The organism is Kribbella sp. NPDC003505 (assembly GCF_040610875.1).
GTDB lineage: Bacteria > Actinomycetota > Actinomycetes > Propionibacteriales > Kribbellaceae > Kribbella.
Window position 1 is genome coordinate 256,248 of sequence record NZ_JBEXNA010000013.1, and the last position, 21,196, is coordinate 277,443.

Genomic DNA, 21,196 nt, shown 5'->3' on the forward strand with positions numbered 1-21,196 from the left:
CTGCCTATCACCTCATAGGCGGCAGCTATCACGCCAGGCTGTAGGCGGGCCCGTAGAGCGCATTCGGGCGGTCCTCCACGAAGGCCCAGTAGCGGTCGCCGAACGACCAGTGCCACCACTGTGTCGGATAGTTCACCAGGCCTGCCGCGGTCAGCACGTCGGCCAGCAGGGATCGGTTCGTCCGGGCCTCGCGGCTGATGTTGGCGGCCGCGAAGAAGCACGCGCCGCTGCTCTGCTCGGGTGTCGCGTCGATCGGCGTACCGAGGTCGAGCGGGCCGTGCGCGCCGACCAGCGTCAGATCGGCCGCCGCGCCGGCCAGTGCGAGCCGGTCCGCGACCGTTTCGCGCGCGAACTGCTGCCCGCTCGTCAGCATGTCCCGCGTGAACAGGTCGACCAGCGGCTCGCCGCACTCGATCGCCGGGATGCCGGTGATCCGGTCGTCGCTCAGCAGGACGGTGCTCTGCAGTACGGTGCTCTGCGGTACGGTCACGGGCGCGCCACCGCCGTACGGATCAGGGTGTCGACCACTTCGGCGTACGACATCCCGCCCGCGGCCCACATCCGCGGGAACTGCGACGCCGGGGTGAATCCGGGGAACGTGTTGATCTCGTTGACGACCGGTTCGCCGTCCCGCGGCACGAAGAAGTCCACCCGCGCCAGCCCGGCGCAGCCGAGCACCTCGAACACGTCGATCGCCGTCCGCCGCAGCCGCATCGCCAGCTCGGGATCGAGCGGCGCCGGTACGACGAACCGCGTGGCGTCGCTGTCGTACTTCGCGGCCGCGGTGAAGAACGGCTGGTCCGGGTCCGGATGGATCTCCAGTGCCGGTGCCGTCTCGACCCGTCCGTCCGGGAATTCCAGCACCGCCAGGTCGATCTCGCGGCCGGTGATCTCCCGCTCCACCAGGACATGCGCGTCGAACTCGGTGGCCTCCGCGATCGCGGCCAGCAACGTCGGCAGGGTGGTCGCGCGGGCCACGCCGAAACTCGAGCCGCCGTTCGCCGGTTTCACGAACAACGGGAAGTCCAGGCCGGCCGCCTTCAGTTTCTGCAACGCCGCCTCGGCGTCGGTCAGTTCGGCGCCGCGTAGCGTGACACCGGGCGTGACCGGGATGCCGTGCGCCTGCAGGACGGACTTGGTCAGGTGCTTGTCCAGCCCGACCGCGCTGGCCGCGATACCGCTGCCGACGTACGGGACGTGCAGCTGCTCGAGAAATCCTTGCAGCCGGCCGTCCTCGCCGCCCTCGCCGTGCAGCGCGGGGATCGTGACGTCGCACGCCTGCAGGATCTCGATCGCTTCGTGCTGCCCGTCGGACCAGTTGCCCTGGGCATCGAGCAGCATCGGGATCGCCGTGTGACCGAGCAGCTCGACCGCTGTCAGGATGCCTTTCCCGCTGGCGAGCGACACGTCGTGCTCGGAGCTCGCCCCGCCCATCACCACCGCGACCTTCATCGGCCGCCCTCCTCGTACCGGCGGGGGACCCGGGATCCGATCCCGCAGTAGATCTCGTGCGGGATGGTGCCGGCCCAGGCCGCCCAGTCGGCCACGGTCGGCTCACCCGCGGAGCCGTCGCCGAAGATCGTCACCGGTTCGCCCGGCTCGACCGCGAACTCCCCGGCGTCGACGACGAACTGGTCCATCGCGATCCGCCCGATCACCGGCATCCGGACGCCGCGGCACAGCACGCTCGCCTGCCGTCCGGCGGCCCGCGGCACCCCGTCGGCGTACCCGATCGGGACCAGGCCGATGGTGGTGTCCCGATCCGCGACGAAGTCGTGCCGGTACGAAACCCCTTCGCCGGCACGGATCCGGCGGATCTGGGTCAGCGTGCTCAGCAACCGCATCGCCGGCCGCAGCCCGATCCCGAGCTCGTCGATGCCGTACAGGCCGGCGCCGATCCGCACCAGGTCCGTGTCCGGTGCGTCGAGCGTGAGCGCGCCGGCCGAGTTGGCCAGGTGGACGACGTCCGGTCGCAGACCGGCACGGTGCGCGAGGCCCACCCCGGTCCGCAGGAGCTGGAGTTGCCGCGTGCTCTGTACGGCGTCGGCGGCGTCGCCGTGCGAGAGATGCGACCAGATCCCGCGGACCGTGACGGCGCCGAGCGCCTGGTAGTGCGCCGCCGCCCGGGTGAGCTCGATCCACCGGTCAGGTGCGCTGCCGGCCCGGTGCAATCCGGTGTCCAGCTTCAGGTGCACGGAGTGGACCGAGGGGATGGCTGCGACCTGCTGGAGTTCGGCGACCGTCGAGACGCTGACGTCCACGTCCTGGTCGCCGAGCAGCACGAGTTCGGCGGCGTCGTACAGCCAGGTCAGGATCGGCACGGTCAGTCCGGCCGCCCGCAACTGCAGGACTTCGTCGGCCCGGGCCACGCCGAGCCAGGTCGCCCCGGCCTCGACGGCCGCCCGCGCCACCGGTACGGCGCCGTGCCCGAAGGCGTCGGCCTTGACCACGGCCAGGACCTGTTGCGGAACACGTTGTCGGAAACGGTCGACATTGTCGCGGATTGCGGACAGGTCGACGACGGCCTCCGACAGTCCGGTGATCCCACGGGTTCCGGGGCGGCGGCGGGACTGAACCAGGTACATATCGTCATTGTTGTTTCCGGCAACGATCAGGATCATCGGAGCGCGGACGGATGTCCGGCTACGACCCTGGTATGACCCGCCTCCTCCGCAAGGACGAGCGGACCGGGATACTGGACAGGTGGAAGCCACCGATCATCTGCGGGCCTCACTGCACGCCGCGATCGCGCTGGCCAACGCCTTCGGATCGCCCGCCCGGCAGGGCCGTCCGGCCGTTCCGCCGGACGCGGCGGCCGTCGACGCCGTCCTGCGGCTGACCACGAACCGCCCGCCCGTGGTCGATCCCGGCGGCTACGCCGGCGGTGCGAAAACGCTGTACGACGCGCTCGGAAATCTCCCCGACGTCGACCGAGCAGTCGAGCTCGTGAACGAGCTGCTCAGGGACACCAAGGCCGCGCCGCAGCTGACCCGCGAGATCGGGGCCCCGTGGCACCTGCACTTCGGCAGCCCCGACGACGCGACCGGCTGGCTGGCCGAGTTCGCCACCGCCGTCGCGATGCTGCTCGGCAGCGACGAGGCGGCACGGATCCGCCGATGCGCGGCCGCCCGGTGCGACGACCTGTTCCTCGACGCGACCCGGAACGGGAACCAGCGGTTCTGCTCAACCGCGTGTCAGAACCGCGCCAAGGTCGCCGCCCACCGGGCGCGGGTCCGGAGCTCCTGACGCCGTCACCATCGTGGCTTCGGCCGACCAGCCGAGCCTGCGGTACAGGTGGCGCCCGTCGGTGGTGGCCATCAACAGCCCGGTCCGCGCACCGCGATCGACTGCTCGCGCGGCCAGCATGCCCATCACGACACTGCCGAGTCCGCGGCGCCGGAACGCCGGATCGGTGTGGATGTCGTGCATGACGGCATCGGTTCCGACGATCGCCGCCATGCCCCCTGCCGCGACCACGCCGTCCAGCACGACCTTGACGTACTCCAAAGGGCCGACCGTCTCGACCTGCGCCGAGGCGAGTGGGTGGTCGCGCAGCTCGATCGACATCAGCGTCTTCTGCTCCGCGAACGGCTGCACGCCGGCCCCCACGAGGCGGCGCGCTACCTCGTCGCCGTGCTGCGTGGTGACGGTCAGCCAGGTGTCCGCGGTCAGGCCGCGCGCGAGCCGGTCCACGGTCGCGGGGTCGTCGGTGCGGGCAAACAGTTCACGGTCGCGCCCGGGGAGTCGCAGTACGGCGGCGTACGCGTCGTCGTCCTCGATCACCGGCTCCAGGCCGCGGCACAGCCGCCAGCCCTCCAGCCATCGCCTCATCATGGCAGCAGTGTAACTGCCTAGAGAGAAATAGCTAGTTACTCAACGCCCAGCACGAAGGTCTGGATCGCGACCACCGCGGCGCCCCGTGCCCATTCGCCGAAGTCGGCGGGCTGCAGGACCATCGGCAGCTCGGCGGCGGACGGATGCCGGTCGGCGTGCAGTCCGGCCAGCAGTTCGTCGTGCGCGACCTCGGCCAGCCGGACACCTTCACCGCCGAGGACGATGAGCTCGGGCGTGGTGAAGTTCGCGGCCGCGGCGATCAGCTTGCCGAAGGCGCGACCGGCGCGGCCGATCACCTCGCGCGCCGCCGGATCGCCTTTGGCGGCGAGATCGAGCGCCTCCTCGTACCCGACCGGCCGGCCGAGAGCGGCAGCGACCTGGGAGGTGACGGCGCCGACCGTCAGCAGGCTGACTGCGCAGCCGCGGTGGCCGCGGTCGCAGAGCGGGCCGTCGTGGATCAGCGGGTGGTGGCCGACGAGACCGAGGGTGATGTCCGGACTGTCGACAATCCGGTTGTGCACGACGAGGCCGTAGCCGACGCCGGCGCCGATCGTGAGCAGGACGAAGCGGTGCGAGTTCCGCCCGGCGCCGAACCAGTGCGTGGCCTCGGTCAGCGAGGTGAAGTCGTTCGCGACCACGATCGGGACGCCGGTGTGCGCGGCGAGGATCTCGCCGAACGGTACGTCCACCCAGTTCAGGTACGGGGCCCAGCGGACCTCGGAACGGTTCGCCACCCGGCCGCCGAGCGAGACGCCGAGCCCGGTGATCGCCGTACCGTTCGGCACCTGGACGGCCAGTTCGTCGGTGATGTCGAGCACCAGGTCGGCGACCGCGGACGGCGTCGGGTCGGAGATCGGGCGCTGCACGCTCGCCAGCACGTCCGCGCGAAGCGTCGTGAGGACGCCGATCGCGGAGTCGCCGGTGAGCTTGATGCCGACGAAGTGATGGGCGTTCGCGTCCAGGTCGAGCGGCTGTGACGGGCGGCCGACCCGGGCGTCGGTGGGACCGCCCTCGACCTCGACCAGCAGCCCCGACTCGACCATCGGCTTCGTCAACCGGGTCAGGCTGCCCGGGGACAGGCCGACGCGACGCGACAGCTCGGCCCGCGACAACGGACCGTCCAGCAGGATCTCCAAAGCGACCTGCCTCGATGGCCCTGCCAACGGCTGCCACTCACCCATTGCGTCAGCTTAAGGCCCTGTCTGGTGGTCCAGCGCCGTAGCGAGGAGGTGGGACGCCGGGACGTGACCCGGTCCGCGGTACTGGCCGCACAAGTCCCGGCGTCGGGCTCATCTCGCAGTATGCAACGGATCGCCGGAGATGGCGGCCGGACAACGGTGTCAGATTGTCGTCACTGCGGGAGTTTGCGCGTATCGATCAGCTGCTGCGCGACGTCGCGCAGTTTGGTGTTGGTGTCCTGGGAGTACCGCTTGAGGATCGCGAACGCCCGGTCGCCGTCCACGTCGAAGCGCTCCATCAGGATGCCCATCGCCTGGCCCACGAGCTTCCGCGCGTCGACCGCCTGCGCCATCGTCTCCTCGTGCCGCGCGGACGCCACCGCGACCGTCGCGTGCCGGGCGAGGATATGCGCGATCGCCTCGTCGTCGGCGCTGAACGCGTCCGGTTCCAGGCTGTACAGTCCCAGCACCCCGACCGTCCGTCGCGCTGCATCACCGGTCGCCAACGGCACGTCGAGAACGCTGCGTACTCCCAGCGCCGCGACCTTCGCCGCCCACTCCGGCCAGCGGTCGTCGGTGCCCGTGTCCCGGACCAGCACTGTGGTCCGGTCGCGCAGCGCCGTGACCAGCGGCCCGTTCTCGGTGTTGATCTGCAGCTCGTAGACGTCGGCGACGACCGGATCGGTGACCGCGGCGACCTCGGCCTGCGAACCCCGGGTGGAGAGCACCACACCGGCGTGCGTACAGCTCAACGCCTGCCGGGCGAACTGCACCACGGCCTCGATCGTCTCCTCGACGCCGGGCGCGTCGTGCAACTCGACCGCCAGTCGGGCGAAGGTGTCTGCGGAGTTGACGATCTCGGGCTCGGTCACTGGGGTCTCCAGGGCATGTCGTGCGGCAGGGCAAGGCAATAATGCAGCCCAAGCCCCCCGAACCGTTAGCCATTCGCCGAACGTCGGAAATCCGGACGCCGCGGGTGCCCGGAGCGGGCGCGGTTTACAGTGTCCGCCATGGCGGACTTGTCTGGTCTGTTGAGTGGGCGGACCGACTGGCGGCGGGGGTTCGCGGCGCCGATGCGGGCGTTCCTGCGGACCGAAGCGGGGAGCTCCGGGGTGCTCGCGGCCGCGATCGTGGTGGCGTTGCTGTGGGCGAACGTGTCGCCGGAGACGTACGACGAGGTGTGGCGGACCGATCTGTCGATCGGGCTCGGGCACGACGTGCTGCGCCTGGATCTGCAGGAGTGGATCAACAGCGGGCTGATGACGCTGTTCTTCCTCGTGGTGGGGCTGGAGGCGCGGCGCGAGTTCGACCTCGGGGACCTGCGGGACCGCAGCCGGTTCGTGCTGCCGATGCTCGCCGGGGTCACCGGGATGGTCGTGCCGGTGCTGATCTACCTGGCCTTCAACGCCGGCGGTCCGGGGTCGCACGGCTGGGGTGTCGCGATGTCGACCGACACCGCGCTCGCCCTCGGTCTGCTCGCGCTGGTCGGCCGCGGCGTGCCCGACCGGGTGCGGGTCTTCCTGCTCACGGTGTTCGTCGTCGACGACCTGCTCGCGCTCGTGGTGATCGCGGTCGTCTACAGCGAGGACATCAAGCTGATGCCGCTGACCGCGGCGGTCGTCGCGTTCGCGGTCGTGCTGGCGCTGTCGCTGCTGCGCGTCCGCAAGGCGTGGATCTACGTGATCCTCGGCGTGCTGATGTGGGCCGCGCTGTTGCGCAGCGGCGTGGATCCGGTGGTCGCCGGGCTGGCGATCGGACTGACGGCGCCGGCGTACTCGCCCGGCCGTGAGGAGTTGGAGGAGGCGACGGGCCTGTTCCGGCTGTTCCGCGAGCAGCCCACCCCGGAGCTGGCGCGGTCCGCGACCGTCGGCCTGACCACGACGATCTCGCCGAACGAGCGCCTGCAGTACCTGTACCACCCGTGGACCAGCTACCTGATCGTCCCGCTGTTCGGCCTCGCGAACGCCGGCGTCACGATCGGCATGGCCTTCCTCGGCCGAGCGTTCACGTCGCCGATCACGCTCGGCATCCTGATCGGGTACGTCGTCGGCAAGCCGCTCGCGGTGACGACGGTGTCCTGGCTGGTCGAGCGCCTGAGCGGCGGGCGGATCCGGCCGGGCGTCGGCTGGGCCGCGGTCGCCGGCAGCGGGACCATCGCCGGCATCGGCTTCACGGTGTCCCTGCTGATCGCGACGATCGCGTTCGACGGGCCGCAGCTGGCCGAGGCGAAGGTCGGTCTGCTCTGCGCGGTGATCGTCGCGTCGGCCCTGACCTGGTCGGTGTTCCGCGCGGCCAAGCTGTTGTCGCCGCCGAAGAAGGCGCTGGCGCTGCTCGGCGACGCGGAGCAGTTGGTGGACCTCACCGACCCGGTGGATCCGGAGCGGGACCACATCCGCGGCCCGGAGAACGCCTCCGTCACGCTGGTCGAGTACGGCGACTTCGAGTGCCCGTACTGCGGGATGGCCGAGCCGGTCGTCCGCGACCTCCTGCACGACGACGACCTGCGGTACGTGTGGCGGCACCTGCCGCTGTCCGACGTCCACCCGCGGGCGCAGATCGCGGCGGAGGTGGCGGAGGCGGCCGGTGCGCAGGGCGCGTTCTGGGAGATGCACGACCTGCTGCTCGCGAACCAGCAGAACCTGCAGCCCAAGGACCTGATCGGGTACGCGGAACAGCTCGGACTGGACACCGATCGGTTGCACGACGACGTGAAGCGGCACGTCGCCGCGGCGCGGGTCGCGCAGGACGTCGAGTCGGCGGACACGAGCGGGGTCTCCGGGACGCCGACGTTCTTCGTGAACGGTCAGCGGCACTACGGGGCGTACGACGTGGAGACGCTGAAGCAGGCGATCAAGGTGGCCCGGGCGCGGTCCAAGATCCGTCGTGGCTGAATCTTGATGCACTGGGGCATTTCTGCCACTGTTGTCGCGTCGTCCGGTCACCGACGCTTGCTCCATGACCAAGCAGATCGACCAGGCCGCCGTCGCCCACTTCGCGGAACGGCTGGCGTACGAGACCGACGTGTCCGATGTCGCCTCCGATATCGGCGCCGGCGTGACCGGGTGGGTGCTGATCGACAGTCGCAGCCAGGAGAGCTGGGACCAGGGGCATGTGCCGGGCGCCGTCCACCTGCCGACGCGGGAGATCGCGGCGCGGGCGGCGGCCGTCGTACCGGACGGGGTCCCGGTCGTGACCTACTGCTGGGGACCGGGGTGCAATGGGGCGACGCGTGCGGCGCTGGAGTTCGCCAGGCTCGGGTACTCGGTGAAGGAGATGATCGGCGGCTTCGAGTACTGGGTCCGTGAAGGGCTGCCGGTGGAGACCGCGGACGGCATCGAACGGCGACCGGCCGACCCGCTGACCGCACCGCGCGGCGTGGCCTGCGCGTGCTGAAACCCCTGTGAGCGTTGAGTTTTAACACAGTTCGAACTCGTCGTGGTGAAACGCTGACTCTCCGTCCGTTACCCTCGGAGTGAACCGCCGACGCGAGGAGACAGTGTGACGGATCAGCCGAGGTACGACGGTGGGCTGGTCGCACCCGGTATCGACACCACGCGTCCGAGCGTCGCCCGCGTGTACGACTACGCCCTCGGCGGCAAGGACAACTACGAGTCCGACCGCGAGCTGTATCGGCAGATCATGGAGATCGCGCCGGAGACACCGGTCTGGGCGCGGGCGAACCGGCGCTGGCTCAACCAGGTGATCACCTGGCTGGCCGACGAGGCCGGGGTGCGGCGCTTCATCGACGCGGGCTCCGGCCTGCCGACCGCGGAGAACACCCACCAGATCGCACAGAAGGTCAGCCCGGACGCCAGGGTGCTGTACATCGACAACGACCCGTCGGTGGTCGCGCACGGCCGGGCGCTGCTGCTCGACAACGACCGGACCCAGTTCACCGCGGCGGATCTCACCCGGCCCGACGAGGTGCTGGCGGATCCGGCCGTCGCGGGCCTGCTCGCCGACGGTCAACCGGTCGCGCTGGTGATGGCGCTGATGCTGCACCACATCCACGACTACGAACAGACCCTGGCGATCGCGGGGCAGTACGTCGACGCGCTGCCGCCGGGCTCCTACCTGGCGATCACCCATGCGTGCAACCCGGGCGACGGCGGCCCGGTCGACCAGCTCGTGACCGAGCTCCTGGCGAAGGTCAAGGACGCGTTCCCGACGCTGGCGTTCCGTTCGGTCGAGCAGATCTCGTCGCTGTTCCACGGGCTGGAGATCCTCGAGCCGGGCGTGGTCCCGCTGGCCGACTGGCACGTCCCCGGCGGCCGAGTCGACGAGGACCCGCAGCCCGGCATCCGCGACGCCATCTACGGCGGCGTCGCGCTCAAGTCCTGAGCCGTCCTAACCCAGTCCGGCCAGATAGTCGGCGTTGCCGCGGATGGCGGCCTCGTAGCGCTTGATCTCGGCGGAGTCGACCTTGTCCGCGATCACCAGCAGGAGGGTCGCCAGCGCCTTGTCCTGGTGCCCGGCGGCCTGCAGGGTCAGCGCCTTGAAGACCCGGAGCGAGTCCGATTCCGGGAACTCCGCGCAGGCGTCCTTGAAGACCGCGAGCGACTCGTCGAAGCGGTCCAGGTTGCGCAGCGTGCTGCCGTACTGCAGGAGACACTTGCGGCGGGTCTCCCCGGTCAGTCCGGGCAACGCGCGCTCGTAGTACCCGACGGCCTTCTCCTCGTCGCCGGCGGTGTCGTACGACCCGCCGACCTCGTAGAGCACGTACGGGTTGTCCGGGTGCTCGGTCAGCAGCTTCTCGAAGAAGGCGATCGTCGGCCCCATGTTGGCCCGGTCCCGCCGCGCGAACGCCTCGTCGATCGTCGCGGCGAGTTCCGGGGTCAGGTCGACCGGGGTGGTGGGGCGGGGCAGGTGTTGGCTGGTCACGGGTCCATCATGCCGCGTTCGCTCTGGCGGGCCCGCCACGGCCAGCTTCCGGAGATCTCCACCTCGAGTGCGAAGCTGAGCACGATCCGGATCACCACGATCAGCCCCAGCACGAGCGCGCTCTCCAGCGACGTGTCGACGATGATCGTCCGGATGATGTCCCCGATGATCAGGATCTCCAGCCCGAGCAGGATGACCCGCCCGAGACTCACCCGCAGTTGCTGGTAGCTGCCGGAGCCCTTGCGGACGACGTCGTAGGCGTAGCGGATCAGCACCACGGCGAGCCCGACGGCCATGATCACCACGCCGGCGCCCTCGATCACCCGGGCGACGTCGGCGAAGACCGCCTCGAAGTCCATCCTCCAGGGGTACCAGTCAAGCGGCGGACTCGGCGGTCGGCTCGCCGGGGCGGATGTTCTGGTTCAGGTGGAACACGTTGGCCGGGTCGTACGCGGTCTTCAGCGCGACCAGCCGCCGCAGCGTCGCGGGCGGAAACGCGCGGTGGATCGGGTCCTCGTTCAGCGTGTTCACGTAGGCCCCGCTCGCGTACGGCGCCAGCGTCGCGGCGTACCCGCGCAGCCAGGCGATCCGCTCCGCGTCCTCGGCCGGGTCCTGCCAGCGCGTCGCGGTGACGAACTCGAACAGCGTGTCCCGGTGGCTGAACGCCGCGGCGTCCGCCGGGACGTCGGCGATCGCGCCGCCGTACGCTTGCAGGCTCGCGCCCACGCCCGGATTGTCGAGCAGCGCGCGGATCGCCTCGTCGGGCAGCGACTTGAAGTAGTGCCCCTTCCAGTACCGCCGGAAGCGGTGCCCCTGCACGTTGTCGTCGCGCGTCTGCAGTTTCAGGTACGTCGTCTCCTCGATCAGCTCGTCGCTCACCGGCCCGAGCGCGCGGAACGCCGGCAGCAGGTCGTACCCGCCCTCGCCGACCCACACGTACCCGACCGTCAGGGAGTCCCCGGTGATGTTCGCGGTGAAGGTCGCCTCCCACGGCGCGTCGGCGTTCAGCTCCCGCCATCCGCGCAGCACCTCGAAGCCCGCCGAGACCGGATAGCTGAACTCGACGATCAGCGCCCGCGTCCCGACCTGATGCAGCCGGAACTCGAACGACGTGACGATCCCGAAGTTCCCGCCGCCGCCGCGCAGACCCCAGAACAGCTCGGCGTTCTCGTCGGCGCTCGCCCGGACTACGGTGCCGTCCGCCGTCACGACCTCGTACGACACGACGTTGTCGCAGGCCAGCCCGAACCGCCGTGCCAGCCAGCCCATCCCGCCGCCCAGCGTCAGCCCGCCGACGCCGGTGTGCGAGACGTTCCCGGCCGTGGTCGCCAGCCCGTGCTCCTGCGCCGCCTTGTCCAGCTCGCCCAGCAGCGCGCCGCCCTGCACCCAGGCCCGCTGCGCGACGGGGTCCACCCGGACCGCGTTCATCGGCGTCAGATCGATCATCAGGCCGTCCTCGGGGACCGCGAGACCGGCGATGTTGTGCCCGCCGCAGCGGACCGCGATCTCCAGCCCGGCCGCGCGTCCGAAGCGCACCGCCTCGGCGACGTCCGCGGACGAGGCGCACCGGGCGATCACGGCCGGGCGGCGGTCGATCATGGCGTTCCAGACGGTGCGGGCCTCGTCGTACCCGGCGTCGCCGGTGCGCAGAAACTCGGTCATCTCAGCTCTCCTGGGGTGTCTTTGGTCTGTCCCACAACCCTGACAGCGCAGCGGTACGCCGATAAGGTCCAGTTCTGTGAGCCGAATGAGGACCAGTTCCGGAACCGGTGAACTCCTGGTCGAGCTGCAGCGGGACAGCGGCGTGCCGCTGCACCAGCAGCTCGAGAGCGGGATCCGGACCAGGATCCGGGCCGGACTGCTGCGCGCCGAGACCGTGATGCCGTCGACGCGCGCGCTGGCGCAGGACCTCGGGCTGTCGCGCGGCGTGGTCGTCGAGGCCTACCAGCAACTGGTCGCCGAGGGGTACCTGGTCAGCCGCGGCGGCGGGTTCACGCAGGTGGCCGACGTCGCCGTCGTCTCGCCGACGGCCACCCCGGCGGCAGTTGCCGGCCCGCCGCGGATCGACTTCCGCTACAGCCGCCCGGACGTCTCCGAGTTCCCGCGCGCCGCCTGGCTGCGGTCAATACGCCGGGTACTCAACGAGACGCCGTACCGCAGCCTGGCCTATATCGACGGCCGCGGCACGATCGAGCTCCGCACAGCGCTCGCCGACTACCTGAACCGGGTCCGCGGTACGGCGGCGCGCCCGGAGAACATGGTGATCTGCAACGGCTTTGCGCAGGGCTCGCGGTTGCTGCTGCAGGTCCTGGCCGCGGCCGGGCGCCGGCGGCTCGCGGTCGAAGATCCGTCCGACAACGATCTCCGGGAGGTCGCGGCAGCGGCCGGCCTGGAGACGGTCGGCGTACCGGTGCTGACGTCCGGGGTCGACGTGGCGGCGCTGGAGCGGTCCGGGGCGGACGTCGTCCTGGTGACGGCGGCGCACCAGTTCCCGACCGGGGCCGTGACGTCGGCGGAGACCCGGGCGGCGCTCGTGGCGTGGGCGGGGCGCGGCGACCGGTTGGTGATCGAGGACGACTACGACGCCGAGTACCGGTACGACCGGGAGCCGGTCGGCGCGATGCAAGGGCTCGCGCCCGATTGCGTTGCGTACGCGGGCACGGCCTCGAAGACGCTGGCGCCGGGGTTGCGGCTGGGCTGGCTGATCCTGCCGTCCTGGCTGGTCGAGCCGATGGCCCAGGCGAAGCTGATGGACGATCGCGGGTCGCCGGTGTTCGACCAGTTGGCGTTCGCGGACTTCGTGGCGCGGGGTGAGTTCGACCGGCATCTGCGGCGGATGCGGCCGCGGTACCGGGCGCTGCGGGACACGCTGGTCGAGCGGCTGGCGGCGCGGCTGCCGGAGCTCGAGCCGGTCGGGGTCTCGGCCGGGCTGCACGTGCTGACATGGTTGCCGCCGGACCTCGGCGAGGACGCTCTGCGGGAGGCCGCGTTGAAGCGTGAGCTGGGGGTGTACGGCCTCGCGCCGTACTGGGTTTCCGGGGCCGGCCCGGCCGGGTTGGTCTTCGGGTACGGCTCGCTGTCCCGGAAAGAAGTTGTCGAGGGCATCGATTTGCTCGCGGACGCGGTCGCGGAGCTCCGCGGCAGATGAATAAATATCCATTTCATTGCAATTCAATCCGCGCGGTTCTACTCTTGGTGGAGTGATCGCCGAAGCGCGTATGGACGCTCTGATGAACCAAGGCTGGCAGGCCGCGGACAGCACCGAGCTGGACGGCTGGCTGATCCGGCGCAACGCCGGGGTCACCCTTCGAGCCAACTCCGTGCTGCCGGCGAGCGCGCCGTTCGACGTCGACAGAGCCTTGGAGTACGTGGAGAACCTGTACGTCGCGTACGGCATTCAGCCGTCGTTCCAGATCAGTCCCGCAGTCCAGCCGAGCGATCTCGACGCGCATCTCGAGGCCCGTGGGTACGAGGTGCGTAACCCGACGCTGGTGCAGTGCGCGGCGATCTCCGACGTACTCGCAAAGCTCCCGGCGCCGGCTGTTGACGTGAATATATCCACGACGCCATCCGCGAGCTGGACCGACTGCTGGTGGAGCATCGACGGACGGGGCGACGACACGAGGGCGACCGCGGAACAGATTCTCGGCCGCGGGAACGCGCTGTACGCGACCGTCCCCGACGGTGACCAGGCCCAGGCGATCGGCCGGCTTGCGCTCGTCGACGACACGGCCGGTCTCTATTGCCTTGCCGTCGACAAGCGCTTCCGCCGCCAAGGACTCGCGTCCGCGGTGATCCACGGTTTGTTGCAGGCGGCAACAGTCAACTGGGTCTGGCTGAGCGTCCTCGAGGACAACGCCCCCGCCCGAACTCTGTACGACCGCCTCGGCTTCCAGACCGTCTCGCGCTACCACTACCGCGTCCGCCCTTAGTCGGTCGAATGCCGTGTGCGTCGGCGACGGAGTTGCGCGTTGACGACATGCGCCGGGGTCTGGGAACAGGCAATAGCTTGTTCCTAGACCCCGGCGGGTGTTCCCAGCGCGGCAGGCGTCTAGAGCGTGACCTTCTGTAGGTGGTCGAGGATGACGAACTCGGCGCCGGTCTTCTCGACCGAGGTGCGCAACGGGGTCAGGTCGGTCCACGGGATGCCGGGCTCTTCGAGCGGCTTGTCGAAGTCGTCCCAGTGCGTGGCGACGACCTTGGTGACCGGCTTGATCGTCCGCAGCAGGCGGTCGGTGATTCCCGGTTCGCCGCCCGGTGCCGCGAGGACGACGTCGACCTGGAGGTCGCGCAGGGCGTTCGGGTCGAAGTTCGCCGTGCTGAGGCTGAGGATGCGCACGCCGCCGATCGTGATCACGAACGCGAGCGTGCCGCCTTCGACCAGGTCCTCGATCACGCGCGGGCGCGGCGGGACGTCGTACCGGTAGCCCGGGTACGCGTACGTGTGCCGCTTGCCGCCGCAGGAGTGCAGCGACGGGAACACCTCGATCGTGAAGCCCTCGAACGGCAGGTACTCACCGCCGCGCACCGGTGACAGCAGCTCGTTCGGCGTCTTCATCGCGCGCAGCAGATTGGCGTGCGTCTCGGTGCAGAGCACGGTGCCCTGCGTCTTCTTCGCGACGTATGGGACATCGGCCATGTGGTCGTAGTGGCCGTGGTGCACCAGGATCGCGTCGGCGGCGCCGAGGTGCTTGTCGATGACGTCGGGCTTGATCACCAGCTTGGTCTTCGGGTCGGCGCCCTCCGGCGTGAAGGTCCCGGTGTGGAACCGGGTCAGCCACGGATCGGTCAGTACGACGCTCTGGCCGCAGCGGATCTGCCACGCGTGCGTCCCGAACCAGGTCAGCTCCACCGGCTCCCGCTGAGCCTGGCCCTGACTCGCCTCACCCACTTGCCCGGCTGTTGCCGCGTCGCTCCGATTCTCCAGCCCGATCGCCCCCGCTACACCCGCGGCGCCGGCCGCTGCCGCGCCCGCCAGCATCCCTCTCCGACTCACCTTCACGCTGTCTCCTCTCGTTTCCGCCAGTCAAGGCGAGCGCTCAGGCGATGTCGAATATGCTCTTACGTATGCACCGATTGTCTGGAGATATCACCGCAGGTCAGCCGGGTCGATGCTGACCGAAAGACATCTCCAGATCTTCATCGCCCTCGCCGAGGAACAGCACTTCGGCGACGCGGCGCGCGTCGTCGGCATCACCCAGCCACCGCTCTCCCAGGGCCTGCGCCGTCTCGAGGCCCTGGTCGGAGCCAAGCTCTTCGAACGCGGCGCCGGAAACGTCGAGCTCACCCCCGCCGGCGCAGCGCTCCTGCCGTACGCGCGCCGCGCCCTGACCTCGATCGAGGAGCTGCACCAGGCAGCCGTGGCCCGTGACCCCGAGGGTCCCGAGATCCGGCTCGGTCTGGCGCCCGAAGTACCGCCGTCGGCGGGTGCGGCCGTCGCCGCGGCCTGCGGTTCGATCATCGCGGGGAGCCGGGTGACGGTGGTGACGGCACCGACGACTTCCCTGGTCAACCAGGTCGGCACGGGCCGGTTGACCCTGGCTGCGGTGCTGCATCCCGCCGTACTGGACGGTCTGGAAGCGGGACCGGTATCGCTGCTGCCGACGTGGGCGTTGGTGCCGGCGTCGACCGTGCACGACGAGGTCGTGGCGCTGCGACAGCTGAAGGGGTTGCCGGTTGCGGTCCGGCCGCGGGCCGAGGCGCCGGCGGCCCGGGACCTGTTCCTGGACACGTTGGCGTTGCACCGGCCGGACGGCGGCACGGTCGTGGTGACGGACGAGCGCGCCGGGCTGGCGATGGCGGCGGCCGGTCAGGCGATCGTGGTGACCGCCGACCCGGCCCTGATCGCACCGGGGGTCGCGCGGCATCGACTCGCCGACGATCCGCTGCCGTTGCGGCTCCGGCTCGTCTGGTCGAGGACGCGGACGCCGTTCCTGCGGCCGAACGACGTGATGGCGCAGCTCACGGAAGCGCTGGCGTCGTGAACGCGCGGATCCGCGGGATCTTCGACGACGCCGGCGTCCGCGGCTGGCTGCACGCGGTCTCGCTCGACGACCCCGAGGCGACCGTCGAGCACGATGCCGACGCGATAGTGCCGCTGGCGTCGGTCTACAAGCTGCCGCTGCTCGCCGGGTTCTGCCGGCTGGTGGACGAGGGCGTCCTCGATCCGCGCGAGCGTGTGACGCTCGAGCCGTCGGAGCGGACCGCCGGACCGACCGGGCTGTCCGTGTTCGCGGACCCGGTGACGGTGTCGCTGCGCGATCTGGCGCTGTCGATGGCGACCGTCTCGGACAACGCGTCGGCCGACGCGCTGCTGGACATCGTCGGGCTGCGCCGGCTGGCCGGGATCCTGGAGTCCTTCGGCCTGCGCCGCACCTGGGTCCGCCGGGGTACGGCGGGCAATCTGCGGGACCTGCAACGGCGGACCGGCGCCGACAACGCCGACGCCGCGCTCGCCGTACTCGCGGACAACGACCGCACCGATCCGGCCGGGGTGTACGAGGCGGCGAACGGGTCAGCGGCCAGCGCGCGCGACCTGACCTTCTTGCTGCGCCGGCTGTGGGCGGGGGAGTTGCTGTCGGCCGGGCAGACCGAGTTCGTGAAGGCGACGATGCATCGGCAGATCTTCCTGCACCGGCTGGCGTCCGGCTTCCCGCACGACGGCGTCCGCGTCGCGGGGAAGACCGGGACGTTCGGCGCGTTGCGGCACGAAGCCGGCGTGGTCACGCTGCCCGGCGGAGCGGCGTTCGCGATCGCCGTCCTCACGCTCGCCGCCCGCGGCGACTTCCGCCAGCCGCGCGTCGACGCCGCGATCGGCGAGGCCGCGCGGGTGGCGGTCGACCGGCTGCGTTAAGCCCTGTTAGACGATCGCGAAGGCCTCGATCTCGAGCAGCGCGTCCGGGCTGAAGAGCGCGACGACCTGGACCGCCGTACTCGCGGGCTTCGGCCCCGGGATGTACCGGTCGCGGACCGTGCGGACCGCGGGCAGGTAACCGATGTCGGTCACGAAGTACGTCAGCTTGACCACGTTCTCGAAGGTGGCGCCGGTCGTTGCCAGGCAACGCTCCAGATTCGCGAACACCTGCTCGGCCTGCGCCGCCGGGTCGCCGACGCCGACGAACGTGCCGTCCGCGTCGAGCGCGACCTGCCCGGAGATCGCCACCCACTGGCCGGCTCCGGTCACCACGTGGCTGTACCCGTTGCCTGGAGCAACACCGTCGGGCTGTGGATAGTCGAGTGTCACGTCGTCCTCCTGGTGAGTCGTCGCCCTATCCTCGCCCGGCCGGCCAGGACGACGATACCGAGTATTGCCGGTACGGCGATCGCGACCGGCAACGCACCCGCGGTGTCCAGCGTCTGGCGCGGCGATACCGTGATCCGGACCGGCGGCCCCGCGACCAGCGGACCGGTGCGGGGAACCAGGACGACGTACACCACAAAGTGACCGGGGTTGACCGCCTGGAACTCCCAGTCCACCGGGGTTTCCGGCCCGGCCGGCACCGGTTGGGTGACGTCCTGCGTCCAGTCCTCCAGGTCGACGTACACGCCGTCGAGGCTGACCACGTTCAAGTGCGCGATCGTCGGGACGGTTGACCGGACGACCGATTCGACGCTGAGCGTCTGGCCGATCTGGGCCGTCAACTGGTCGTGGTCCATGGTGATCGTCGGGTTGGCGAGCAGGACGGTGGCGATGAGGCTCAGGAGGTTCATCGTGACCCCGCGGTGAGTCGGACGAGTCGTGGACCGGCGGCGACCACGACAACCAGGACGAGTACGGCGACCACGACCGGAGCGGCCAGGTAGCTGAGGTCATGCGTCCACGGCCGACGGCTGACCAGGACCTGCGAGATGTAGTGCAGCGCCGAGCCGATCGGGTTGATCCGGGTCAGCAGCTGACCGAAGCCTGTCTTGGGCAGAGCCGGCAACTGGGTCGGGGCGAACAGCACGAGGAGCAGCAGCAATCCGCAGGCCAAGCTGGTCTTGTTGGAGTTCGTCCACCCGCTGAACAGCATTCCGACACCGCCGAGCCCGACGGCGACCAGCGTGCCGACGGTCAGAGCGAGCACGGCCGCCTGTGTCGCGCCGGCGACCCCGCGCCCGAGCACCCACAGATAGGGGAGTGTGACGACGAGGCAGCCCAGCCACATCGTCGACGCGGCCGCCAGTTTGCCGACCACGATCGCGCGCCGCGAGACCGGGGTGAGCAGCAGGCTTTCCAAGGTGCCGCGCTCCCGTTCGCCGCTGATCGCGTCCGCACTGGTCACGACGGTCAGCAGGACGCCCACGGCCAGCCCGACCTGTGCCGTCAGGTTGACCGCCTCGCGCTGCTCGAGGAAGTTCATCGCCCGGTTGGTCGCGGCGAGGTACGTGATCGTGCTCAGCAGGACGCTGAAGCCGAACACCAGGACCGGTCCGCGGCCGCCGATCCACAGGTCCCGGCTCTCCTGCCGGGCCACCACGCTCCACTCATTCATGACCGGTCAGCTCCAGGAAGGCGGCGCTCAGACTGCCCGTGCCGGCGACGATCCCCGCGATCGGTCCGGCTGCCCGGAGCTTGCCCTGATCGAGGATCAGGACGCTGTCGCAGACCTGCTCGACCTCGACCAGGGTGTGCGTCGACAGCACCACGGTCACCCCGCGGTGCTCGGCGATCTCCGCGATCGTCTCGAGGATCGACCGCTGCCCGGCGGGATCGAGGCCGAGTGCCGGCTCGTCCAGGAAGACGACCTCGGGATCGTTGACCAGCGCGCGGGCGATCCCGAGCCGCTGGCGCATGCCCCGGCTGTACGTCGAGATCCGCGCGTCCGCACGGTCGCCGAGGCCGCCGTCGGTCAGCAACCGATCGGCCACTGCCCGTGCGTCACGCCGGCTCCTGCCGAACAACCGGGCCGCGTAGCGCAGGTACTCGCCGCCGGTCTGCCGGCCCGGGTAGCCCGCGCTCTCCGGCAGCACACCGATCCGCTGTCTGATCCGGCCGGGCCGGTCACCGGGTACTCCGGCGACGGTGAACGTACCGCTGGTCGGCTCGAGGATCGTCGTGAGCAGCCGGATCGTGGTCGTCTTCCCGGCGCCGTTCGGCCCGAGCAGCCCGATCACCTGCCCGGTGTCCGCGGTGAAGGTCAGCCCGTCGAGCGCGGTGCGTCCGCCGTACCGCTTGGTCAGCCCGCTCGCCTCGATGGTCGCCATGATTCGACGCTAGGCCCGCGCTGCTGAACCCTTGCTGAACCGGGTGCATTCAGCGGGGATTCAGCCACAATGAAGGAGGATCGCCTGGAGGTGGGTGATGCGCGCGCTGGTGGTCGAGGACGAGCCCCGGCTGGCCACGGGGCTGCGGAGCGGCCTGGAGGCCGAGGGGTACGCCGTCGACGTCGCTCTGACCGGGACGGACGGGCTGTGGCTCGCCCGCGAGCACGGCTACGACGTCGTGGTCCTCGACCTGATGCTCCCGGAGGTTGACGGATTCGAGATCTGCGCGACACTGCGGGCCGAGCGCGTGTGGACGCCGATCCTGATGCTCACGGCAAGGAGCGCGGACACCGACCAGGTGCGGGCGCTCGACACCGGCGCCGACGACTACCTCACCAAGCCGTTCTCGTACGCGGTCCTGATCGCCCGGCTCCGGGCTCTGGTACGACGGGGCGCCGCCGAGCGACCGTGCCTGTTGCAGGTCGGCGCCCTGCGGCTGGACCCGGCCGCCCGCAAGGCCTGGCTCGACGAGACCGAACTGGTTCTGACGGCGCGCGAGCTGTCGTTGCTGGAGTTCCTGGTCCGGCGAAGCGGTCAGGTCGTGTCGAAACGGACGATTCTCGAGCACGTCTGGGACGACGCCTTCGACGGTGATCCGAACATCGTCGAGGTCTACATCCGACGGCTCCGCACCAAGCTCGGCGAGCAGTTCATCACGACTCTGCGCGGTGCCGGCTATCGCCTGGCTTCGCCGTGAAGGAGGTGCTGCTGTGCGAATCCGGGTGACGCTGGCCGCGGTCCTGGTCGTCGGGTTCGCCTTGGTGGCCTGCGCGTTGGTGCTGGTCGCGCTGCTCGGCTCGGTGCTCACCGATCAGGTCTGCCGGGCCGCCCAGGACCGCGCGGCTCAGCTCGCCGCGGTCCCCGCAGCCGTGGTCGGACCGTCGTCGACCGAGATCGTGCAGGTGATCGATCGCGCCGGGCACGTGACCGGCGGCGGGTCACGGCTCGCCTCGCCGGGGACCGGGTGCGTCCGGGTCGAACCGCCCGGCCACGGTGAGGACTTCGTGTTCGCCGCCGCCGTCGTACCGTCCGGCGGCGAGGTGGTCGTCGGCCGGCCGCTGGTGGACGTGCTCGACTCGACCCGGTTCGTACGCCGCGTGCTCGTGGTCGGCGTACCACTGATGGCGGTGATCGTCGCGGGGGTGACCTGGGTGGTGACCGGGCGGGTCCTCGCGCCGGTGACGGCGATCCGGCGGGAGGTGGACGCCGTCACCGCGACCGAGCTGCATCGGCGCGTTCCGGCCACGCGCGCCGACGAGATCGGCCGGTTGGCCAGGACGATGAACCGGATGCTCGACCGGCTTCAGCGGTCGCAGCAGTCGCAGAATCGCTTCGTGTCCGACGCCTCGCACGAGCTGCGCTCGCCGATCGCCGCGATCCGGCAGCACGCCGAGGTCGCGCTGGCGCATCCGGAGCGGACCGAGGCCGGCGACCTGGCCGCCACGGTCCTCGCGGAGGATCTGCGGATGCAGCACCTGGTCGACGACCTGCTCCAGCTGGCCCGCTCCGACGAGCAGCGGTCCGCCCCGCCGGATCTGCCGGTCGACCTCGACGACCTGGTCCTGGCCGAGGCGAAAACGTTGCGCGCGGCAACAAGCGTGGCGGTCGACACGACCGCGGTGTCGGCCGGTCAGGTCCGCGGCGACGAGGCGCAACTGGCCCGGCTGGTGCGTAACCTCGGCAGCAACGCCGCGCGGCACGCGCGCACCGGGATCAGCTTCGGCGTCGCCGAGGCGGACGGTGTCGTCGTACTCACGGTCTCCGACGACGGCCCGGGGATCCCGGCCGCGGACCGGGAGCGCGTGTTCGAGCGGTTCGTCCGGCTGGACGCGGCCCGGACCCGCGACACCCGCGACATCGGCGACTCGGGCGGTGCGGGCGGCGCCGGTCTCGGCCTGGCGATCGCCGCCGGCATCGTCGACCGCCACCGGGGCGCCATCCGGGTCACCGGCCGGTCCACCCTCGAAGTCCGACTGCCGGCGGTAAGCGCTTGCTCAAACTCCGGGAGATCTGTCGGAGAGGGTTGAGAAACCGGTTTCCATCGGGAGAGGATACGG

Annotated in this window: 24 protein-coding genes; 10 read left to right on the forward strand and 14 right to left on the reverse strand. The window is 70.6% G+C overall.

All coding sequences use genetic code 11. The annotated features are described in order from the left end of the window. Positions 1 to 28: 28 nt before the first annotated feature. Genes ABZX12_RS35735 through alr form a run of 3 tightly spaced genes read right to left on the reverse strand, consistent with a single transcriptional unit; the run spans position 29 to position 2,585 of the window. Positions 29 to 490 carry a M15 family metallopeptidase gene (locus ABZX12_RS35735; protein WP_355699868.1) on the reverse strand — a complete coding sequence of 154 codons (462 nt, stop codon included), beginning with the start codon at positions 488 to 490 and terminating at the stop codon, positions 29 to 31. Continuing rightward, entirely contained in the window at positions 487 to 1,452 is a 966-nt protein-coding gene (locus tag ABZX12_RS35740) for a D-alanine--D-alanine ligase family protein (RefSeq protein ID WP_355699869.1), read from the reverse strand. Before ABZX12_RS35740 ends, ABZX12_RS35735 begins: the two co-directional genes overlap by 4 nt. Further along, positions 1,449 to 2,585, reverse strand: a complete 1,137-nt coding sequence (alr, locus tag ABZX12_RS35745) for an alanine racemase (protein ID WP_355699870.1) — start codon at positions 2,583 to 2,585, stop codon at positions 1,449 to 1,451. The genes ABZX12_RS35740 and alr overlap by 4 nt, the downstream gene beginning before the upstream one ends. Positions 2,586 to 2,703: 118 nt before the next feature. Here alr and ABZX12_RS35750 point away from each other — a divergent pair, with 118 nt between their 5' ends. Then, the gene (locus ABZX12_RS35750) at positions 2,704 to 3,246 is read left to right on the forward strand and encodes a CGNR zinc finger domain-containing protein (protein WP_355699871.1); all 543 of its coding nucleotides are present in this window, start codon (positions 2,704 to 2,706) and stop codon (positions 3,244 to 3,246) included. Here the strand turns inward: ABZX12_RS35750 and ABZX12_RS35755 are convergent. The 3 genes from ABZX12_RS35755 to ABZX12_RS35765 all read right to left on the reverse strand — a co-directional run bounded on the left by ABZX12_RS35755 (position 3,184) and on the right by ABZX12_RS35765 (position 5,884). Continuing rightward, positions 3,184 to 3,834, reverse strand: a complete 651-nt coding sequence (locus ABZX12_RS35755) for a GNAT family N-acetyltransferase (protein ID WP_355699872.1) — start codon at positions 3,832 to 3,834, stop codon at positions 3,184 to 3,186. The genes ABZX12_RS35750 and ABZX12_RS35755 overlap by 63 nt on opposite strands. A 35-nt stretch (positions 3,835 to 3,869) precedes the next feature. Then, complete coding sequence (locus tag ABZX12_RS35760; RefSeq protein WP_355699873.1) at positions 3,870 to 5,015, reverse strand: ROK family transcriptional regulator; 1,146 nt, start codon at positions 5,013 to 5,015, stop codon at positions 3,870 to 3,872. Positions 5,016 to 5,185: 170 nt separating this feature from the next. Continuing rightward, the gene (locus ABZX12_RS35765) at positions 5,186 to 5,884 is read right to left on the reverse strand and encodes a GAF and ANTAR domain-containing protein (RefSeq protein WP_355699874.1); all 699 of its coding nucleotides are present in this window, start codon (positions 5,882 to 5,884) and stop codon (positions 5,186 to 5,188) included. Positions 5,885 to 6,022: 138 nt separating this feature from the next. On the opposite strand from ABZX12_RS35765, the gene nhaA reads away from it, so the two are divergent. The 3 genes from nhaA to ABZX12_RS35780 all read left to right on the forward strand — a co-directional run bounded on the left by nhaA (position 6,023) and on the right by ABZX12_RS35780 (position 9,353). Further along, the gene (gene nhaA / locus ABZX12_RS35770) at positions 6,023 to 7,903 is read left to right on the forward strand and encodes a Na+/H+ antiporter NhaA (protein ID WP_355699875.1); all 1,881 of its coding nucleotides are present in this window, start codon (positions 6,023 to 6,025) and stop codon (positions 7,901 to 7,903) included. A gap of 64 nt (positions 7,904 to 7,967) precedes the next feature. Next, positions 7,968 to 8,405: a rhodanese-like domain-containing protein gene (locus ABZX12_RS35775; protein ID WP_355699876.1), complete on the forward strand. Its 438-nt coding sequence runs from the start codon at positions 7,968 to 7,970 to the stop codon at positions 8,403 to 8,405. A 105-nt stretch (positions 8,406 to 8,510) separates the two neighbouring features. Next, positions 8,511 to 9,353 carry an SAM-dependent methyltransferase gene (locus ABZX12_RS35780; RefSeq protein WP_355699877.1) on the forward strand — a complete coding sequence of 281 codons (843 nt, stop codon included), beginning with the start codon at positions 8,511 to 8,513 and terminating at the stop codon, positions 9,351 to 9,353. A gap of 6 nt (positions 9,354 to 9,359) precedes the next feature. On the opposite strand, the gene ABZX12_RS35785 is transcribed toward ABZX12_RS35780, so the two are convergent. From ABZX12_RS35785 to ABZX12_RS35795, 3 genes are read right to left on the reverse strand one after another with little or no spacing between them, the layout of a single operon-like run. Continuing rightward, positions 9,360 to 9,893 (reverse strand): tetratricopeptide repeat protein, encoded by a 534-nt coding sequence (locus ABZX12_RS35785; RefSeq protein ID WP_355699878.1) that lies wholly within the window; start codon positions 9,891 to 9,893, stop codon positions 9,360 to 9,362. After that, positions 9,890 to 10,252, reverse strand: a complete 363-nt coding sequence (locus ABZX12_RS35790) for a DUF1622 domain-containing protein (RefSeq protein ID WP_355699879.1) — start codon at positions 10,250 to 10,252, stop codon at positions 9,890 to 9,892. The genes ABZX12_RS35785 and ABZX12_RS35790 overlap by 4 nt, the downstream gene beginning before the upstream one ends. A gap of 16 nt (positions 10,253 to 10,268) precedes the next feature. Further along, positions 10,269 to 11,555 carry an FAD-binding oxidoreductase gene (locus ABZX12_RS35795; protein WP_355699880.1) on the reverse strand — a complete coding sequence of 429 codons (1,287 nt, stop codon included), beginning with the start codon at positions 11,553 to 11,555 and terminating at the stop codon, positions 10,269 to 10,271. Between the two features lie 85 nt (positions 11,556 to 11,640). Here ABZX12_RS35795 and ABZX12_RS35800 point away from each other — a divergent pair, with 85 nt between their 5' ends. After that, a complete protein-coding gene (locus ABZX12_RS35800; RefSeq protein WP_355699881.1) occupies positions 11,641 to 13,041 on the forward strand; it encodes a PLP-dependent aminotransferase family protein in 1,401 nt (466 codons plus the stop codon). Positions 13,042 to 13,093: 52 nt separating this feature from the next. After that, positions 13,094 to 13,825: an N-acetyltransferase gene (locus tag ABZX12_RS35805; protein WP_355699882.1), complete on the forward strand. Its 732-nt coding sequence runs from the start codon at positions 13,094 to 13,096 to the stop codon at positions 13,823 to 13,825. A gap of 119 nt (positions 13,826 to 13,944) precedes the next feature. Here the strand turns inward: ABZX12_RS35805 and ABZX12_RS35810 are convergent, their stop codons facing one another. Then, positions 13,945 to 14,895, reverse strand: a complete 951-nt coding sequence (locus ABZX12_RS35810) for an MBL fold metallo-hydrolase (RefSeq protein ID WP_355699883.1) — start codon at positions 14,893 to 14,895, stop codon at positions 13,945 to 13,947. Between the two features lie 109 nt (positions 14,896 to 15,004). Here ABZX12_RS35810 and ABZX12_RS35815 point away from each other — a divergent pair, with 109 nt between their 5' ends. Further along, on the forward strand, positions 15,005 to 15,877 hold the full coding sequence (locus tag ABZX12_RS35815; RefSeq protein ID WP_355699884.1) for a LysR family transcriptional regulator: 873 nt from the start codon (positions 15,005 to 15,007) through the stop codon (positions 15,875 to 15,877). Then, entirely contained in the window at positions 15,874 to 16,746 is an 873-nt protein-coding gene (locus ABZX12_RS35820) for a serine hydrolase (RefSeq protein ID WP_355699885.1), read from the forward strand. The genes ABZX12_RS35815 and ABZX12_RS35820 overlap by 4 nt, the downstream gene beginning before the upstream one ends. Positions 16,747 to 16,752: 6 nt before the next feature. Here ABZX12_RS35820 and ABZX12_RS35825 read toward each other — a convergent pair whose 3' ends face one another. The 4 genes from ABZX12_RS35825 to ABZX12_RS35840 are packed head-to-tail and all read right to left on the reverse strand — an operon-like array spanning position 16,753 to position 19,079. Beyond that, entirely contained in the window at positions 16,753 to 17,136 is a 384-nt protein-coding gene (locus tag ABZX12_RS35825) for a RidA family protein (RefSeq protein WP_355699886.1), read from the reverse strand. Continuing rightward, positions 17,133 to 17,603: a hypothetical protein gene (locus ABZX12_RS35830; protein ID WP_355699887.1), complete on the reverse strand. Its 471-nt coding sequence runs from the start codon at positions 17,601 to 17,603 to the stop codon at positions 17,133 to 17,135. Before ABZX12_RS35830 ends, ABZX12_RS35825 begins: the two co-directional genes overlap by 4 nt. Further along, the gene (locus tag ABZX12_RS35835) at positions 17,600 to 18,367 is read right to left on the reverse strand and encodes an ABC transporter permease subunit (protein ID WP_355699888.1); all 768 of its coding nucleotides are present in this window, start codon (positions 18,365 to 18,367) and stop codon (positions 17,600 to 17,602) included. Before ABZX12_RS35835 ends, ABZX12_RS35830 begins: the two co-directional genes overlap by 4 nt. Next, complete coding sequence (locus ABZX12_RS35840) at positions 18,360 to 19,079, reverse strand: ABC transporter ATP-binding protein (protein WP_355699889.1); 720 nt, start codon at positions 19,077 to 19,079, stop codon at positions 18,360 to 18,362. The genes ABZX12_RS35835 and ABZX12_RS35840 overlap by 8 nt, the downstream gene beginning before the upstream one ends. A 97-nt stretch (positions 19,080 to 19,176) precedes the next feature. Between ABZX12_RS35840 and ABZX12_RS35845 the strand changes: the two genes are divergently transcribed. Both ABZX12_RS35845 and ABZX12_RS35850 read left to right on the forward strand, forming a co-directional pair. Further along, on the forward strand, positions 19,177 to 19,836 hold the full coding sequence (locus ABZX12_RS35845; RefSeq protein ID WP_355699890.1) for a response regulator transcription factor: 660 nt from the start codon (positions 19,177 to 19,179) through the stop codon (positions 19,834 to 19,836). 13 nt (positions 19,837 to 19,849) lie between these two features. Continuing rightward, positions 19,850 to 21,166: a HAMP domain-containing sensor histidine kinase gene (locus ABZX12_RS35850; RefSeq protein WP_355699891.1), complete on the forward strand. Its 1,317-nt coding sequence runs from the start codon at positions 19,850 to 19,852 to the stop codon at positions 21,164 to 21,166. Positions 21,167 to 21,196: the final 30 nt, after the last annotated feature.

Coding starts and splice junctions, on each gene's coding strand:
- nhaA (WP_355699875.1), top strand. CDS start 6,023: ATGGCGGACTTGTCTGGTCTGTTGAGTGGGCGGACCGACTGGCGGCGG.
- ABZX12_RS35830 (WP_355699887.1), bottom strand. CDS start 17,603: ATGAACCTCCTGAGCCTCATCGCCACCGTCCTGCTCGCCAACCCGACG.
- ABZX12_RS35845 (WP_355699890.1), top strand. CDS start 19,177: ATGCGCGCGCTGGTGGTCGAGGACGAGCCCCGGCTGGCCACGGGGCTG.
- alr (WP_355699870.1), bottom strand. CDS start 2,585: ATGTACCTGGTTCAGTCCCGCCGCCGCCCCGGAACCCGTGGGATCACC.
- ABZX12_RS35790 (WP_355699879.1), bottom strand. CDS start 10,252: ATGGACTTCGAGGCGGTCTTCGCCGACGTCGCCCGGGTGATCGAGGGC.
- ABZX12_RS35755 (WP_355699872.1), bottom strand. CDS start 3,834: ATGATGAGGCGATGGCTGGAGGGCTGGCGGCTGTGCCGCGGCCTGGAG.
- ABZX12_RS35800 (WP_355699881.1), top strand. CDS start 11,641: ATGAGGACCAGTTCCGGAACCGGTGAACTCCTGGTCGAGCTGCAGCGG.
- ABZX12_RS35815 (WP_355699884.1), top strand. CDS start 15,005: ATGCTGACCGAAAGACATCTCCAGATCTTCATCGCCCTCGCCGAGGAA.
- ABZX12_RS35795 (WP_355699880.1), bottom strand. CDS start 11,555: ATGACCGAGTTTCTGCGCACCGGCGACGCCGGGTACGACGAGGCCCGC.
- ABZX12_RS35760 (WP_355699873.1), bottom strand. CDS start 5,015: ATGGGTGAGTGGCAGCCGTTGGCAGGGCCATCGAGGCAGGTCGCTTTG.
- ABZX12_RS35775 (WP_355699876.1), top strand. CDS start 7,968: ATGACCAAGCAGATCGACCAGGCCGCCGTCGCCCACTTCGCGGAACGG.
- ABZX12_RS35840 (WP_355699889.1), bottom strand. CDS start 19,079: ATGGCGACCATCGAGGCGAGCGGGCTGACCAAGCGGTACGGCGGACGC.
- ABZX12_RS35740 (WP_355699869.1), bottom strand. CDS start 1,452: ATGAAGGTCGCGGTGGTGATGGGCGGGGCGAGCTCCGAGCACGACGTG.
- ABZX12_RS35835 (WP_355699888.1), bottom strand. CDS start 18,367: ATGAATGAGTGGAGCGTGGTGGCCCGGCAGGAGAGCCGGGACCTGTGG.